Source organism: Vibrio sp. VPAP30, assembly GCF_001188205.1.
GTDB lineage: Bacteria > Pseudomonadota > Gammaproteobacteria > Enterobacterales > Vibrionaceae > Vibrio > Vibrio bivalvicida.
The window spans coordinates 360,159-376,654 of record NZ_LBLS01000026.1 but is presented as its reverse complement, the minus strand read 5'-3'; the positions used below and the strand labels follow the sequence as shown (position 1 = coordinate 376,654).

At 43.6% G+C, this 16,496-nt stretch carries 16 protein-coding genes; 8 read left to right on the top strand and 8 right to left on the bottom strand.

Annotated elements, in window-relative coordinates; translation table 11 throughout:
- Nucleotides 1–9 precede the first annotated feature (9 nt).
- Nucleotides 10–1,362: an alpha-amylase family protein gene (locus ZX61_RS12120; RefSeq protein ID WP_049844879.1), complete on the bottom strand. Its 1,353-nt coding sequence runs from the start codon at nt 1,360–1,362 to the stop codon at nt 10–12.
- 277 nt (nt 1,363–1,639) lie between these two features.
- On the opposite strand from ZX61_RS12120, the gene ZX61_RS12115 reads away from it, so the two are divergent.
- Nucleotides 1,640–2,287 (top strand): DsbA family oxidoreductase, encoded by a 648-nt coding sequence (locus ZX61_RS12115; protein ID WP_049844878.1) that lies wholly within the window; start codon nt 1,640–1,642, stop codon nt 2,285–2,287.
- A 145-nt stretch (nt 2,288–2,432) separates the two neighbouring features.
- Nucleotides 2,433–3,356, top strand: coding sequence for a M14 family metallopeptidase (locus ZX61_RS12110; RefSeq protein ID WP_049844877.1), 924 nt, complete (start codon nt 2,433–2,435; stop codon nt 3,354–3,356).
- On the opposite strand, the gene ZX61_RS12105 is transcribed toward ZX61_RS12110, so the two are convergent.
- Nucleotides 3,348–4,136: an AraC family transcriptional regulator gene (locus tag ZX61_RS12105; protein WP_049844876.1), complete on the bottom strand. Its 789-nt coding sequence runs from the start codon at nt 4,134–4,136 to the stop codon at nt 3,348–3,350. The genes ZX61_RS12110 and ZX61_RS12105 overlap by 9 nt on opposite strands.
- Before the next feature lie 99 nt (nt 4,137–4,235).
- On the opposite strand from ZX61_RS12105, the gene ZX61_RS12100 reads away from it, so the two are divergent.
- Together ZX61_RS12100 and ZX61_RS12095 are read left to right on the top strand one after the other, a co-directional pair.
- Complete coding sequence (locus ZX61_RS12100; RefSeq protein ID WP_049844875.1) at nt 4,236–5,135, top strand: DMT family transporter; 900 nt, start codon at nt 4,236–4,238, stop codon at nt 5,133–5,135.
- Between the two features lie 134 nt (nt 5,136–5,269).
- Nucleotides 5,270–6,190 (top strand): sensor domain-containing diguanylate cyclase, encoded by a 921-nt coding sequence (locus ZX61_RS12095; protein ID WP_049844874.1) that lies wholly within the window; start codon nt 5,270–5,272, stop codon nt 6,188–6,190.
- A 45-nt stretch (nt 6,191–6,235) separates the two neighbouring features.
- On the opposite strand, the gene ZX61_RS12090 is transcribed toward ZX61_RS12095, so the two are convergent.
- Nucleotides 6,236–8,053: a hybrid-cluster NAD(P)-dependent oxidoreductase gene (locus ZX61_RS12090; RefSeq protein WP_049844873.1), complete on the bottom strand. Its 1,818-nt coding sequence runs from the start codon at nt 8,051–8,053 to the stop codon at nt 6,236–6,238.
- Nucleotides 8,054–8,285: 232 nt separating this feature from the next.
- Here ZX61_RS12090 and ZX61_RS23730 point away from each other — a divergent pair, with 232 nt between their 5' ends.
- From ZX61_RS23730 to ZX61_RS12080, 3 genes are all read left to right on the top strand, one after another.
- Nucleotides 8,286–8,444, top strand: coding sequence for a YqaE/Pmp3 family membrane protein (locus ZX61_RS23730; RefSeq protein WP_004745465.1), 159 nt, complete (start codon nt 8,286–8,288; stop codon nt 8,442–8,444).
- Nucleotides 8,445–8,617: 173 nt separating this feature from the next.
- The gene (pyrC, locus tag ZX61_RS12085) at nt 8,618–9,646 is read left to right on the top strand and encodes a dihydroorotase (RefSeq protein WP_049844872.1); all 1,029 of its coding nucleotides are present in this window, start codon (nt 8,618–8,620) and stop codon (nt 9,644–9,646) included.
- Nucleotides 9,647–9,763: 117 nt separating this feature from the next.
- Nucleotides 9,764–10,966: a GGDEF domain-containing protein gene (locus ZX61_RS12080; RefSeq protein WP_049844871.1), complete on the top strand. Its 1,203-nt coding sequence runs from the start codon at nt 9,764–9,766 to the stop codon at nt 10,964–10,966.
- Between the two features lie 38 nt (nt 10,967–11,004).
- Here ZX61_RS12080 and ZX61_RS12075 read toward each other — a convergent pair whose 3' ends face one another.
- Together ZX61_RS12075 and ZX61_RS12070 are read right to left on the bottom strand one after the other, a co-directional pair.
- Nucleotides 11,005–12,033, bottom strand: coding sequence for a methionine synthase (locus tag ZX61_RS12075; protein WP_004745469.1), 1,029 nt, complete (start codon nt 12,031–12,033; stop codon nt 11,005–11,007).
- Nucleotides 12,034–12,056: 23 nt separating this feature from the next.
- Nucleotides 12,057–13,031 carry a DUF1852 domain-containing protein gene (locus ZX61_RS12070; RefSeq protein ID WP_049844870.1) on the bottom strand — a complete coding sequence of 325 codons (975 nt, stop codon included), beginning with the start codon at nt 13,029–13,031 and terminating at the stop codon, nt 12,057–12,059.
- A gap of 505 nt (nt 13,032–13,536) precedes the next feature.
- Here ZX61_RS12070 and ZX61_RS12065 point away from each other — a divergent pair.
- Nucleotides 13,537–13,851 (top strand): hypothetical protein, encoded by a 315-nt coding sequence (locus tag ZX61_RS12065; RefSeq protein WP_049844869.1) that lies wholly within the window; start codon nt 13,537–13,539, stop codon nt 13,849–13,851.
- A 53-nt stretch (nt 13,852–13,904) separates the two neighbouring features.
- Here the strand turns inward: ZX61_RS12065 and ZX61_RS12060 are convergent, their stop codons facing one another.
- The 3 genes from ZX61_RS12060 to ZX61_RS12055 form a co-directional block, all read right to left on the bottom strand.
- The gene (locus tag ZX61_RS12060; protein ID WP_049844868.1) at nt 13,905–14,828 is read right to left on the bottom strand and encodes a LysR family transcriptional regulator; all 924 of its coding nucleotides are present in this window, start codon (nt 14,826–14,828) and stop codon (nt 13,905–13,907) included.
- Between the two features lie 42 nt (nt 14,829–14,870).
- Entirely contained in the window at nt 14,871–14,996 is a 126-nt protein-coding gene (locus ZX61_RS24660) for a hypothetical protein (RefSeq protein ID WP_268808182.1), read from the bottom strand.
- A gap of 159 nt (nt 14,997–15,155) precedes the next feature.
- Nucleotides 15,156–16,319 carry an anthrax toxin-like adenylyl cyclase domain-containing protein gene (locus ZX61_RS12055; protein WP_049844867.1) on the bottom strand — a complete coding sequence of 388 codons (1,164 nt, stop codon included), beginning with the start codon at nt 16,317–16,319 and terminating at the stop codon, nt 15,156–15,158.
- Nucleotides 16,320–16,496: the final 177 nt, after the last annotated feature.

Below are 16,496 nucleotides of genomic sequence, written 5' to 3'. Positions count from 1 at the left end.
TTTTTTGCCTCAAATGGCAACCAACATCATTGCCGTATTTGACTCTACAGTTGTTTTACATTGGCCTTGCTTCGGTTCAAAACTCTCAAGTGTTAGAAGATCCACCCATTCGCAACTCGCCTTAAACTCTATCGTTTGAGAGCGTTTAGATTTATTGATGATCACTAAACCTTCATTTCCGCGGCTAAATACCAAGAGATCGTCAGAAGCTTCAATAATCTTCATCTGAGATCCATGCATTCGATTGTGGAAATCAATCGCTGCGATCATTTTCTCATCTTTCCATGCAGTTAACCAACGAGGTTGCTTCTCATCATTAACGATACCGCTAGTGTCTAAGTCAGTGTAGATAAGTGGTACACCGCCATCTCGACCAAGCAAATAACAATAACCTAGCCATTCCTGCGTTTCACTCATCACTAAGCTAGCAAAAACGTCATTGTTAGGAATGTCATGAGTGATAGCAAACGTAATCGCCCGCGATTCAGATAGCGCCTGGCCAAAGCAGTAAGGGTCAACAAGGCTTTTTAGACTGCCCTCAACTTGTAGCGCATCGTGCATGGTCTGAAATAACGGGAAGTCATACGCCCCCAATCGGGTCTCTGCTAAGTAAGGCTGCAAAAACAGTTCATATTCTGGCTGGGTAGCACCACCACTAGTAATGATCTCACCAAAAATATGAATATCTTGGCAGATTTCGTCCGTCCATACCTGTTTCAAATGCTCCAAAGTCATGTGCTTTGCTGCATCAATACGAAACCCTTTAACGCCAATTGCTTTTAGTGCTTTTAAGTAGCTCTGCTGTTGGTGCACGACATGGGGACAAACCCTGAGTGTTGGTAAACCAGGGTCAGTAGGGCCACCGGTAATTCGACCATTTTGTACTTGCCAGCGATCTTCCCAATCTTCGATCCCAAATGCTTCTACAAAGTCTTGATGATCAAAAAGCGGTTCATTCAGATCCCCAAACAAGCGCTGCTGCTCATAATACTCTGCGCCGTTCTGGTAATCCTGCATATCAGAACTATTTGGATACTGAAGATCCTTTCTCATAGACGATTCATTTGCCATATGGTTAAACACCACATCAGCATAAACACCAACACCATAAGACGATAACGCCTCAAGCATACTGACAAATGATTCTGTATTACCCAGCTGATTATCGATGACCCGATAATCTTGCGGTTGATAGCGTTGCCACCATTTGGTCCCTGCTTCCCTTTTTAATGATTTCATTGGTGGTGAAACAAGTACGTATTTATAGCCCGCTTGATGTATCTGACGCGCTCGTTGCTCAACCATTTCATATGGCCAATCAAACGCATGCAGAATAACGTCTGTCGCGTGAGAATTGTTCATCACGATTTCCTTTACAAGATCCATATCACTACGACGCTACCCAAATGGCCTATGTCAGCTTGACTAATATTCAACCAACGCAAAACTAAGCTACTAGAAAGCCTATAGTGATCACTGTTTCTTATCCTAGCAAAGCAATCACGTCAGGCTCTCCCCCTTTTTATTGTTTTTTGCCGTAGTAGGTTTTAGGCGTAGATTCTCGAAATAGTGAGGTGTTTAGTAAAAACTCAACAATGACACCGCTATACTCTGTTCTATGATGTTCAAGGATTAGCGTATGAAGAAAATTAAAATTGATATTGTTTCTGATGTAGTTTGTCCTTGGTGCATTATTGGTTACAAGCGTTTAGAGCTTGCCCTGACATCACTCGCAGATAAAGTCGAGGCGGACATTCAATGGCATCCTTTCGAGCTTAACCCTGCAATGGGGGGCGATGGTCAAAATCTGCGTGAACATTTAGCAGAAAAATATGGCACTACGCCAGAAACAAGCATCTCAGCCCGCGAGACTCTGACTAACCTCGGCACTGAAGTTGGCTTTATATTTAACTTCAAGGATGACACTCGGATCTACAACACCCGTAAAGCTCACCAGCTTTTAATGTGGGCGCAAAGTGAAAACAAGCAATTTGATTTAGAGTTAGCTCTATTCAAAGCCTACTTTACCGATGGAAAAGACATCAGCGACCCTAATACTTTGCTCGATTGCGCAAAAGCATTAGAACTCGATGAAGCAGTGGTAAGCAATGTTATTGAAGACGAAAGCTGGGCGGAGGCCGTCGCCTCTACTGAACAACAATGGCTTGAGGCGGGAATCAACGCGGTGCCAGCCATCATCATTAACAGAAAACACCTAATTTCTGGAGCACAAACAACCGAACTCTTAATTTCTGCAATCCGCCAAATAGCCCAATTAGAAGGCTAAACTTTTCAGCAGGCATGACCGCCAGAGACTAGGATGTCAGAAAAGCGTCAATCTTTGCTAATCTGTTGGGTAATATTTGCCTGACCGAAACAGGCACACTATTCTGTTTGACGTTTTCTACATACACAACGATAAAGGCAAGGTAATGCGCAGTTCTTACATTTATCCAATCGGAACCCCAGGTCAGAAATGGGGCGATACAGAGCGAGTTGCTTGGCGTAAGCAAGCCACGATTAAACGTGAGTACCAAAAAGAAGTTGTGCCAAAAATTCAGGCGCTTGCAGAACAGTTTAATGTAGAGCAATATGGCGCGCTTTCCTATGACACTGAGCGTTTCCCGCTTTTCTGCATTAAATCAAATAACTGGCAAGATGATAAGCCTGTGGTTTTAATCACGGGTGGTGTTCACGGCTATGAAACAAGCGGCGTCCACGGCGCACTAAAGTTTGCCGCCAACGAAATGGCAAAGTACAGCGAACAGTTCAACATTGTCGTGGCACCTTGCGTTAGCCCTTGGGGGTACGAAGTTATAAACCGCTGGAACCCTCTTGCCCTTGATCCAAACCGCTCGTTCTATAAAGACTCTCCTGCAGAAGAATCTGCAAACCTCATGAAGCTCGTTGCCTCATTGGGCCAAGATGTACTGGTTCACATTGATTTGCACGAAACCACCGATACAGACGAGACCGAGTTTCGCCCTGCCCTAGCCGCTCGTGACGGCATTGAATACATCGAAGGTATGATTCCTGACGGCTTCTATACCGTAGGTGATAGTGAGAACCCACAACCTGAGTTTCAAGCCGCTGTTATTGAGTCAGTCAGCAAAGTGACTCATATCGCTCCAGCTGATGACAAAGGAGAAATTATTGGCTCTACCGTGGTTCAGCACGGCGTGATTAACTACCCAATGGTTAAGCTCGGCCTATGTGGCGGTGTAACGACATGCACCTATGGCACCACGACGGAAGTTTACCCAGATAGCCCGAAAGTGACTGACGAAGAGTGTAATGACGCTCAAGTCGCCGCTATTGTGGGTGGACTTGATTATGTTTTGACTCAACTAAAGTAACCGCCCCTTGTACTGCTCCGGGGTTTGCCCGGAGTATTTCTTGAACATCGCAATAAACGGGCTTGCTTGGTTGTAACCAAGAGTGAGAGCCACCTCTTTTACCGAGTGCCCTTTTCTCAGCAACTCCATTGAATAGAGATAGCGCACTCTTAAACGCCATTCGGTAAAGCTCATCCCTAGTTCAGCCTGACAATGCCTAGCTAAGGTGCGTTCTGTGGTGTGCACGCGTTCAGCCCATATCGATAGGCTAGTATTGTCAATCGGGTTTTCTTCTACCGCCGCTAAGATTTTTGCTAAATATTTATTGTCGGTTGAAGGAAGGAAATGATGCTGAGTATCTCTTGTGGCTAGTTGATCCAGTAACACCTGCACCAATCGCCTATCCTGCTCTGACTCTGCAACATTAATACTGCGCTGGCGAAAATCGTCAATAATCGCCGACACAATAGGCGTCACCTTAATTAGACTCGTACAATCTGGAAAATTCTCAGTATAAGCTTGAGCAATATTGAGGGAACAGTATGAAAGTGGCTTTCTATTGAAACTGGTATGCCTGATACCAGCAGGAACCCAAATGGCTAAATGAGGGGGTGCAAGAAATCGCGTATCTTCTGCTTCCATTTCTAAGATCCCTCCACTGATCAGCTGCACTTGTCCCCATGGATGGCTGTGCATTCGAGTTTCAGTGTTGGATAGAAAAGCCTCAAAATTCATAAACACATCTGATGGCGCTTTGTCGATTGATAATGAAGGGTGAAGGTGTTTTGCCGATTTTCTCAAACTTGTCTTCCTGTGACTCACAATGTCTTTTTAAGGATATATATAATTATATCGACCTGTCAGACTATCTTCTACTGATAATAATGCGATGGTGTTCACATGGTTTACTTACTTCCTCTATTTACCGTATTTATATGGGGTGGCAACGCCATCGTGAATAAAATGGCGGCAAGTGTGATTGAACCCAGTGCCATGAGCTTCTATCGCTGGTTTGTCGCCATTGCCGTCTTGACACCTTTTTGTTTACCTAAAGTGATCGCGCGTTGGGCAGTAATTCGTCCTTACCTTACCAAACTCACATTCCTGGCTATGCTAGGCATGGTATTAAACCAATCTCTAGGTTACTACGCTGGTTTAACCACCACCGCCTCAAATATGGCACTTATTACTTCACTGGTGCCTCTGATAGCGATTTTTATCAGCGTTCCAATTTTGTCTAAACCCATCTCACCGCTGAGTATTGTAGGGGGGGTGGTCGCCTTGGCCGGATTGTCTTTTATGTTAGGCAAGGGAGATGTCGGATTCTTTTTACATCAGGACATCACTCAAGGTGACGGGATCATGCTGATTGCTTCCGTTTCTTATGCCACTTACTGTGTATTACTTAAGCGCTGGAAAATGCCGCTGTCAAATTGGACTATGGTTTACATGCAGGGCATTCTCGCCGTGATTATGCTGGTTCCGCTATGGCTGACCAGTGATAATCTCATCCCGAGTCAGCAAGCATTGCCTCTAATCGCATACGCTGGTCTTGCTGCCTCACTGATTGCTCCTTGGATGTGGGTAAAGGCGATTGATCTTATTGGTGCTGATTCTAGTGCAATGTTTATGAACTTAATGCCTATCGTCGCTATTAGTTTGGCGACCACTATGCTTGGTGAAACAATCCATGATTACCACCTAATGGGGGGGCTATTGGTAGTATCTGGCGTCATATTGTCACAACTTAAGTTCAAACGAGCTGGGAAAAATACGTTAGAAAATGTTAAGCAGACATAGGATCTTTCGCTTAAATAGGTATATGGTTTAATAAACTGACTTGCATATATCACTTCACAACTTCAGGTAATTATAAGAATCAGCAATACATCCGCGTCAAAAATTGGCTAGACCCCATTCCAAGTGGAGGTCAAATGATCGAATTGGAGCATATTGAAGAGATATATAATCACGACCATTTTACATTGCATGAGATAGTTCTGAGTGAGATTGGCTCTTACGTTTTTGTAAAGAATCGCCAAGGTGAATACCTTTATGCCAACCAACTTACCTTGGAGCTGTTTAACACCACGTTAAAAGATCTTAAAGGCAAAACGGATTACGCTTTTTTTGAGCCACATATGCTGGCCGACATTCTAAAAACCGATGAGATGGTGTTTAACTCTGGCCAGAAGGTAGTTAATGAAGAACGAGCTTTAGCTGTAACGGATGGAAAGGTTCGTGTTTACCGTGCCATCAAGCAGCCAATCATACATTCTAAGACCAAGCAAGTTATTGGTCTAATTGGTGTTGCTACCGATATCACCGATATCACCGATATCGTCGAACTAAGGGAAAAACTTACAGAGCAAGCCTATACGGATGAACTAACAAAACTCTACAATCGTCGTAAAATCTGGCAATACTTTGAATCTTCTTATCAAAAATCGACACAGCATGACTCCCCTCTCTCATGTATCATCATCGATATTGATCACTTCAAACGCGTCAACGATTCATTCGGCCATGATTTTGGCGATAACGTGATCGTCGAACTTGCCAATATCATCCACAACAACTTACGTAAAAGCGATCATTGTGGTCGGGTTGGAGGTGAAGAGTTTTTGATAGTACTTAACAATACAACAGGAAAAGAGGCACATGAAGTTGCAGAGCGGCTACGCAATCAATTTCTTGAATCAGAACTAAATGTCTTAGAGTCCCCCTTCTCTCTAAGCTGTGGCGTTACACAACTCTCTCCCAATGACAGTGAATTTCTAGATCTATACCGTAGGGCCGATGATGCGCTATATAAGGCTAAACACTTAGGGAGAAATCAAAGCGTTATTGAGTAATAAAGTCAGCCCCTTTATCAGAGGCTGACTTTATTAAATAGGAACTTAACTGACCACTTCGATATCGGTTTCTGGTACACAACAACAAGCCAGTGCAACACCCATATGGCGCTCATGATCTTGCAGGGCTGGCACATCCGGTTGATGCACTTTTCCAGATTCCACTGTTACCTTACATGCGCCGCACAGACCCGCTCGACAACTGTTTGCAATAGGCGCACCTGCGTCTTCTGCTTGTTCAAGCAATGTCTTTTGGTTGTTACCAACAAACACATGACCGTTAACACTCAAAGTAAGCTCTTTCAATGGCTGCTGAGAAGTTTGGCTGACACCAAATGCTTCTTGGTGGTAGTTGTCTTCTGCTAGACCTTTCTTGAGCAATAAATTCTTAGCCTTCTGCATAAAGCCATCAGGCCCACAGACAAAGACTTGTCTTTGTTCAACATCGCGAATTTGCTTTAGGTGTGCGAGAGTAAGGCGACCTTTTAATCCAAACCAATCATCCGGAGCTTGAGATAAGGAAAACAGTACGGTTAAGCCATCATGTTTACGTCGCAACTCATCCAGCTCTTCCTTACATGGGATGTCTTCTACGCTGCTGCATTGATGATAGAAGACTACATCTTCGACTTGATTGTGATCTGAGAGATAACGAAGCATAGAAAGCATCGGCGTGACACCACTACCCGCAGATAATAGTAGCAATGGCTGGCCATGTTTTTCTCCCAAATGGAAACTCCCATCTGGCTGCTCGCACGTCAGAGTATCACCAATGTTAAGATTGTCGCTGAGCCAGTTTGACACACGCCCGCCGTCAATGCGTTTAACAGATATCGCTAACCGCCCAGGGCGAGATGGGCTTGAAGACAATGTGTATCGGCGGGCAACACCTTCACCATCTATCTCAATCGAAATAGGTAGATGCTGACCAGGTTGATAGACTGGCAGTTCACCATGTTGTGGTTCAAGCCAGAAAGTGACAAAATCACGGGCAATTTCTTCTCTTTCAACACACGTCATAAGCAACTGTTTCGGTGTATTGTCTGGGTAGAACTCTTTCTCTTTGTACTCCAAGACTTCAACTGTATCACCTTGATGAATCATACCTTCATTTTTAGCGACTAAGTTTTGTCCAAAGAAAACACCACCACGCTCGTTGGCACGGAACTGAGAAAGTGTGTTGAGCGGCTCTTTACTCGTTCTCAACTCACCTTTTTCAACATCTACTGTCGTGAGTATGCAGCGCTCACAAGGTTTTACTGCTTCGAACTCCACCTCTCCAATACGGATGCGCTTCCAACCATCTTCACCAAAAGATTCCGTGCCAGACACGACAAGGTTAGTACGAAACTGCTCCATTGAATGAGCTTCTGGGCTACGACGGTTTAGCTCTGCTAGTGATGCTTCACTGATCACTAACACTGGATAACCATCGGCAAAACTGACGTTGTGGCCTAGCTTTTCTCGTACGCGGTTAGATTGCTCGCCACTAAACAATAGTTCCACACGTTGACCTAGTGCCTGACTGAACCAATCATCAGCTTCATCCGTTGTGGTATAAGCGACAAAGTGATCTTTCCACACTTGGGCTGGCGCTTCTTGCATCTTAAAATCGGCATAGCGGACTCTTAGCGGCGACTGGCCTTGGACGGTAAATATCACCCCATCAGGTAACAAGCTTGAACGCACTTTAACCATCTGTGGATATTTTCGAGCTGTCACCATTGATCCGTCGGAAAGGGCGAGCATAAATCGACGGTCAAACATCAGACCTTGCTTTTCCACCCATGCTGTTGAAAGAGACAGTCCACCCACAGATTTCACCGGATAGACATTGATTTGAGAAAGAGTTGGAGCTGACATTGCTTATCCTAAGCTAGAATTATTGTGCAGCCATTATACTTGATTTGATTAGATTTCTTCTACAAAGCGTTAATCCATTGAGTTGTTCTCAGTTTTGATAATCTAGGCCTCTAGTCGTCAGGTTCCGCTTAATGTTAATAGATAAACCGCCGACGAATAGACATACTGGCTAGTATTAAGATAATCCGTTACCCACCATAAACTCAATTCATGCGTTCTAAGGATTCTAATTATGAACAAGCTTGTTATGATTCTTCTTTGTATCTTCCTCCCCCCTGTAGCAGTGTTTTTGGACAAAGGATTAAACAAAGACTTTCTGATTAATTTAATTCTTACATTTTTCTTTTTTATCCCAGGTTCTATCCATGCTCTCTGGTTAACTGTACGCTAAGCGTCTATTTACGCACAGATATCCGACAAATAAGGCTTTCATCAAAAAAAGTGGATGAAATACATAGCGGTTTGCTCTATCATCCTGTCGCCTAAGCGTAAGCGTTTGCCTTCACAGTTTTCGCGCCGTTTAGGCTCCAATCAGACAAACTTCTTATTATGGTGGGAGCAATAATGACAACACTTACGATCACACGTCCTGACGACTGGCATGTTCATCTACGCGATGGTGAAGTTCTAAAGGATACTGTGCGAGATATTAGCCGCTACAATGGCCGCGCGCTAATCATGCCGAATACCATCCCACCTGTTACCAATACCGAAATGGCACTCGCTTACCGCGAACGCATTATGGCAGAGAAGCCAAGCGAGCAGTTTGAACCGCTAATGGCGCTTTACCTAACGGATAACACGACTCCAGATGAAATCCGTAAAGCAAAAGAGTCTGGTGCTGTAGTAGCCGCTAAGCTTTATCCAGCAGGCGCAACTACCAACTCTGACTCAGGTGTCACCAACGCGAAGAATATCTACCACGTTCTTGAAGCAATGCAAGAAGTAGGAATGTTACTGCTGGTTCACGGTGAGGTGACTCATCACGATGTTGATATTTTTGACCGTGAAAAAGAGTTTTTAGATACCGTTCTTGCGCCAATCGTAAATGACTTCCCGAATCTAAAGATTGTTCTTGAGCACATCACAACAGCAGACGCAGCAAACTTTGTAAAAAATGCTAACGATAATGTTGCAGCAACCATCACTGCGCACCACTTACTCTACAACCGCAACCATATGTTAGTTGGCGGCATTAAACCCCACTTTTACTGCCTACCGATTCTTAAGCGCAACACCCACCAGCAAGCGCTGATTGAAGCAGCGACGAGCGGCAGTAAGAAGTTTTTCCTAGGTACAGACTCAGCGCCGCACGCTAAAGGTATGAAAGAAGCCGCTTGTGGCTGTGCAGGTTCTTACACTGCGCACGCTGCGCTAGAGCTTTACACAGAAGTGTTTGAGCTAGAGGGTAAATTAGAAAATCTTGAAGCATTTGCAAGCCACAACGGTCCGGATTTTTACGGTGTACCTCGTAACCAAGATACAGTAACACTGACCAAAGAAGCTTGGCCTGTTGCAGAAACGATGCCGTTTGGCGGTGATGTCGTTGTGCCTATTCGCGCAGGTGAAGAGATTAAGTGGACAGTTAAGTAAATACCTAATTTAATCCTATCGACTAACCCCAGTAACAAGATAATAGTTACTGGGGTTTTTATTTAGCATTTTATCAATATAACCTAAACTCAATGTAGCATTCATTTTGAGGTCACTATGCTGATTGAGTTAGATATTCCCACGCTGTCCGTCGTCTGCGTCATATTGTCGTTGACGTATTGTGTTGGGCTCGCTTTGATTCAAACTCTTCAGCCTCGTATTCGCGGGATCAACTTAATTGCGTTGGCACTGATGCTGCTAGGCGTTGGCTTTATGCTGATGAGCTTTGGTAATACGGTCTCTTTGTGGGTTTCCAAGATTCTGGCTAACTCCATTATATCAGTAAGCTTTATTCTTATTTTACATGGAGTCTGCCTTTTAAGGGGGTACGCTGCCTCACTCGCCAACTACGGCTACTACTCTCTCCCTGTGGTGATAACTCTACTCACCTATTGCACTTACTTTTCATCTTCAACAGACGCTCGTATCGCCATAATGGCTGGTTACACTTCCGCGCTTAGCTTTTTGACAATATACGCAAACCAACATGGTGCCAAAGAAGACATTGCCCCTTCAAAACATTTGCTGTCTTTAGGGATGCTCGTTTACGCCGCCTATGGGTTGTTCCGCCTTGGTATGCTTCCTTTTGAAGACAAAATTGATGACTTTATGGTTGCTAACTGGGTTCAGCAACTCGCTTTCCTCACCATAATTGCAATGATCATTTTTATCGGCTTTGCGATTACTTGGATGCTTACAGGAAGATTGGTTGCCACTATTTACGACTCATCACTCAAGGATGAACTCACTCGACTCTATAACCGCAGAGCACTTGAAGAGTTTGCACCCAAGGAAGTGGCACGGGCACAACGCTTTGAACACTCTCTTTCTGTCTTACTGATTGATATAGATAAATTCAAACAAATCAATGATGTGTATGGTCACCAAGCGGGAGACCATGTTCTAAGAACATTAGGCAGAATACTTAGAATAGAAACACGAAAGAATGACTTTTCATTTCGCTATGGTGGAGAGGAGTTTTTAGTATTACTTCCAGAAACCAACAAAAACCAAGCCAAAGTTGTCGCTGAAAAGCTTCGAAACGTTATTGAACGAACAACGATGTTACCCAGTAACCGCGAGTTCTGTACCGCAAGCTTTGGGGTCAGTGAGTTATTAACCAACGAGCATTGGGAGCGGTTAATAGAACGCGCCGATAGAGCACTGTACGATGCCAAAAATCAGGGAAGGAATAGAGTTGTTCTCAGCGAAAATTCATACGATGCCCAAGTATCGTTGAACCATAAATGGAAGTCTTAACGATACTCAGGCACCTATTCAATTAATTACCTTGTGAGCTAAGCTGACAGCTCTTTTCGTACAAGCTCCGCCCCGGCACTTAATGCGTTCAATTTATCGCGAGCAACTTCACGCGACAATGGCGCCATACCGCAGTTGGTACAAGGATAAAGCTTATCTGCATCAACATACTTTAGAGCTTCACGTAGTGTCTCTGCGACTTCTTCTGCCGTTTCAATGCTATCTGTCGCAACGTCAATCGCCCCAACCATGACCTTTTTGCCGCGAATAAGCTCGAGCAGCTCAATCGGCACGCGAGAGTTATGACACTCTAACGAAATGATATCAATGTTAGACTTCTGTAGCTTTGGAAACACTTCTTCATATTGTCGCCATTCGGTGCCCAGCGTCTTCTTCCAATCTGTATTTGCTTTAATGCCGTAGCCGTAACAGATGTGAACCGCCGTTTCACATTTTAGTCCTTCAATGGCTCTTTCTAGACACGCGATGCCCCAATCATTCACATCATCAAAGAAGACGTTAAATGCTGGCTCATCAAATTGGATGATATCGACACCAGCAGCCTCTAACTCTTTCGCTTCTTGATTGAGTATTTTGGCAAATTCCCACGCGAGCTTTTCACGGCTCTTGTAATGATCATCATAAAGCGTATCGATCATCGTCATTGGACCCGGTAACGCCCACTTGATCGGCTTATCTGTTTGCTGGCGCAAAAACTTAGCGTCTTCAACAAACACAGGCTTTTGACGACTCACAGGCCCTACAACTGTTGGTACGCTGGCATCGTAGCGATCACGAATCTTTACCGTTTGGCGATTTTCGAAGTCAACGCCACTTAAGTGCTCGATAAATGTCGTAACGAAGTGTTGGCGAGTTTGTTCACCATCGCTGACTATATCAACACCCGCATGTTGCTGTTCTTGCAAAGACAAACGAAGCGCATCTTGTTTACCATCTGTTAGTTCTTCACCTTGCAGTTTCCAAGGTGACCAAAGCGTTTCTGGCTGTGCTAACCATGAAGGTTTTGGCAGGCTTCCTGCCGTAGAAGTCGGTAATAGTGTTTTCATGCTTTTATTTCTTCTCATTATTATTAAGCGTAGCTAGCAGACCATTGCTCTAGCACAGTTTGGTATGGCTTGATGAAATGCTCTTGAGCAAATTTACCTTGCTCTATTGCCAATCGACTACGTTCTTCGCGGTCATACACAATTTGTGTTACAGAGTGATCGCTGTTTTTCAAGCTTGGCTGGTACGATTTACCCGCAACAGCATTCGCATTGTAGATCTCTGGACGATAGATTTTCTGGAATGTTTCCATGGTACTGATCGTGCTGATCAATTCTAAATTAGTGTAGTCGTTTAGCAGATCACCAAAGAAATAGAATGCAAACGGTGCAACGCTATTTGGCGGCATAAAGTAACGAACTTCTAGCCCCATTTTCTGAAAATACTGTTCTGTTAGAGAAGACTCATTAGGCTGATATTCATAGCCAAGTACAGGGTGTTGATTTTCAGTTCGATGGTAAGTCTTGTTATCTGAAACACTTAAGCAAATTACGGGCAGCTTTTTAAAGTTCCGCTTGTAGGTTGAAGAACGAACGAAGTGCTTAAATAGTTTGCCATGCAGGTCGCCAAAGTTATCTGGAATTGTGAATTTAGGCTTGTCTTTGTTGTGGTCAAGGAGCAAAACGCTAAAGTCGTAGTCGCGTACGTAAGAAGAAAAGTTATTGCCGACAATACCTTCAATACGCTCATTTGTTTTATGGTCAACGATGTACGTCTTCAGCACTTCAATCGAAGGAAAGCTTTCAGCACCCGCTTCAATGTCCATATCAACCGAAACGATTTCAAGCTCAACAGAGTAACGCTCCCCGTTAGGGTTATCCCAATGTGCCAAAGCATTGAAGTTATTATTAATCATGTTGAGTGCATTGCGCAGATTCTCTTGTCGACTCTCGCCTCTTGCCAGATTAGCGAAGTTAGTCGTAATACGAGTACTGTCTGACGGACTGTAGTTCTCATCAAGACTGAGGCTCTTGATGCTAAATGTGAAGTCTTTGCTCATAACGATGTGTATCCTATTTCCTTAGATGAAAGCTGGTTTAGTTCCTACTCTTTCCATTTTGTTTTTGATTTTTCTAGTCAGTTTTGTACGCCTTTTGTTTGGATCTTAAGCAGCTCTAGTCGAGAAGGACTAATTCTGTCTAGATATAAGAGTAGGTTTCTTTATAACGTTGATTCGCAGTTGAATAACAATGGTATTACTTCACATGCAGCATGAAGGATATTCATATTGACTTTCAATGAGGTGTTTTCATCAAGGGAACCTGCAACGAAACGATACAGTGGGACACAATATTATCTACTTGACTCGCTCTTAGTTTGGGCACTTACCGATAAACCTCATCCAATATAAAGTCCCATACATTCAGGCAATCTATTTATTATAGATATTTTTGCAACAGTGAAATGCACAATGTGATATTTATCACACTTGAGAAATGTCACATAATCTTTCCCACACCAAGAGCAACTGCTCTTAAGATAAAAGCATTCAAAGGAATCAGATTATGAAAACAACTATCGCGACTCTACTTATTGCGGCACTAACTTCTACAATGGCATCAGCAATGCCAGCGAAAGAGCAATCAATTAGAATTAAAACAATTGATAATCAAGCTATTGTGACTGTACTTGAAAATGGCGAACCTGTTAGCGATGTAAAAGTGAAAGTGAAAGGCAACGGTACCCAATACTTCACCACAGGTGAAAAAGGTACATTCATGGCAGCAAACTTACTCGACCACGGCCGCTCGTTCACATTCGAAATCGAAGGTGAGAATGGTGTCGCAGTACGTGAACAACGTTACTTAACATCGTTCTAAACAGAAATACATGGATGTCAAAAAGCCCGAGTGTACATCGGGCTTTTGCTTATTTAAGATTTAAAATTCCCTTCCCATACTGGGGGAGTACCAATCACATCTCGAACTATTTCAATAAATGAAGTAACAAGTACCGACTGCTTGCGATGCGTATACATAGCGTAAATATCACCAAATGACGGAATCGTATAGTCGGGTAATAACTGCACCAAGCCCATTTCTTCGATGTTTTTCGAGATCATAAACTGGGCAATGTGACCATAGCCAATTGAAGCTCTAACGCTTTCTACAATTAGCTCTGCCTCGTTCACTCGGTAGTTTGATTTGATAGGGTATATTGTCGACTGCCCAGACTCGCGATCGACAAATTGAATCTTGTCAGTAACAATACTTCGGTTTGCGTAAATGACGCTCGGCAGCGCGACTAACTCGTCCGGAGTCGTTGGCATACCGTGACGTTCTATAAATTCTCTTGATGCCACCAAGGCCATTTTATTTTCAGCCAGAGGTTTAGCAATCATTGACGAGTCCCTCATAGGGCCGATACGAAATACGATGTCGAAGCCTTCGCTAATTACATCAACTCTTTCGTCATTGAGTAGGAGTTCGACCGAAGCTTTGGGAAACTTCTTTAAAAACCTTTCAATAGCTGTTTGCAAGTAAATACGGCCAAACATAGTGGCACTAGAAACCCGCAGATGGCCCATCGGCTCGCTATGATATGAGTCGGCTATGCTTACCGTATCTTCAAGAATCTGGGTAACCTTTTCGGCTTGCTCAACAACTCTTTTCCCAACGCTTGTAAGAGACATTGACCGAGTAGTACGGTTTATCAACTTGACACCCAAATGTTCTTCAAGCTGTTTGATTTGCTTAGATAGCACTGAGCGATCAATATTAAGTTTGTCTGCCGCTTTAGCAAATGAACCTGTTCTTGAAATCTCTAACAGCATCGTCAGTCTGCTTGCTAAATCCATTAGCTTACCTTTTTCATCATTGCGAATACTGTAATACTAACCCTAGACGTTCAACGAGCTAAGTAGTCGCTCAAGCCATGTAATCTCACCAAATGCAATAAAGTCGTAGATGGTAAAAAATACCGCACAGATAATTGCTAATTTAAGCAAACGATACAAAATAAACATGGAGAATCCTTTTACTATATGCAACAAAAAAGCCGCTATTTGCGGCTTTCTAACATCAATTCATGATGCACTGATAACAGATCTAGCGGTTTTAAGAGAGCCTAAATCAACCAAAGCCAAATCTCAACATTCTCTGACTAGAAAGATTTGGGCTGTGACTCAGCCCAAAGCACCTCGGGCCTTAATACTATTCAAGATACCAACATGAGCATGTCGGGTTGCAAGAATATTGCTCATACGTGCTTGATCGGCTTCACGATACACATGCCACCACGCATTGATGATGGGTTGATAACCAAGCGCTCTGGTAATAGCAATAAAATCGTTATATTCCGCGACTGAAGCGAAGTACATGATCTCTCCACTTGGAAAGAATGCGACCGCATCAACCTCTAAATTATCTACCATGGGTCGGCCTGCTTCATCACTATGATGAACCATATTCCCACCTTGATAACCAGCCCCTTTGAATCCTGTATTAAGCTTATTGCGAATGGTTTGTATACGCTGAGTCATGTTCCCTGTATGACGGTTTTCATGCTGACCAAATGTATCGTAGTCAAACAGCTGTGAGTTCGAGTTAAGAACCTTACGTCGATCTTGGCCTTGCGGTTCATAGAGAGATTTCAGAGGAAAGCATCCCCACAAATCATAATCACCAGTCATGACACCTCGATAAGTCGCCTTTGTCGCCTTATCTCCTCTTGGGTCGGTCAAACCCATAACTTGATAAAGCTTACCGAAACTCGTACTCACTCTCGGCCCAAGAAACTTTTCATCAGGATGGTGATGTCGATGTCTATAGCACACCGCCCAAACGCGAACTGCGCCAGCACCAGGCACTCGGTGAGGAAGCTGTTTCTTTAAAACAAATTCTAGAGTCAAATTCCCTTTAGAAGTGGTAATGAGGCGCTCATTATCTGAAATATATCGCTCTACATATGTCGTCGTACCATCACCAAGGAATAGGGCTGGTAACGCAGTTCGTCTAGCTTCAGTAATATAAAGCCCAGCTAAAGTAGCACCGTCATTCATTGCACTGTTGATACTTTTAAGCTGGCTTCTCACTTTGTCTGGAGCGGCACCATTTTTGGAAAAACGAGGATCCGCCAAAACAAAACCAGCCATTGGCCCCCAGTTGCATGATTTGGTTTTAACGTGAAAACCCTTAGTCGCATAGCTTTGCTCTATCAATTGCGTCGCGTATTTACCTACCGACCTTGAAATAATAATAGTGTTCTGATTACGAGCAACTTGGCTGAACACTGCGCCATGTGCGAGAGGTATCCCTGATTCAGTAACCGCGGCATTTCCGTATAACATTGTTCACTTCCTTTATTCATCATTCTTGAACAAGGCATTCACCTAAGTTGCTGTAACTCTACAGGTGCATGGGCTCAACATTTAGGTTATCGGTGAGCATCAAGGGAGTCAAACAAATCATTTTGTTGCATATCATTTTGAATACTCCGACGTTTTTAGGTACAAAAAAAGCCGCCT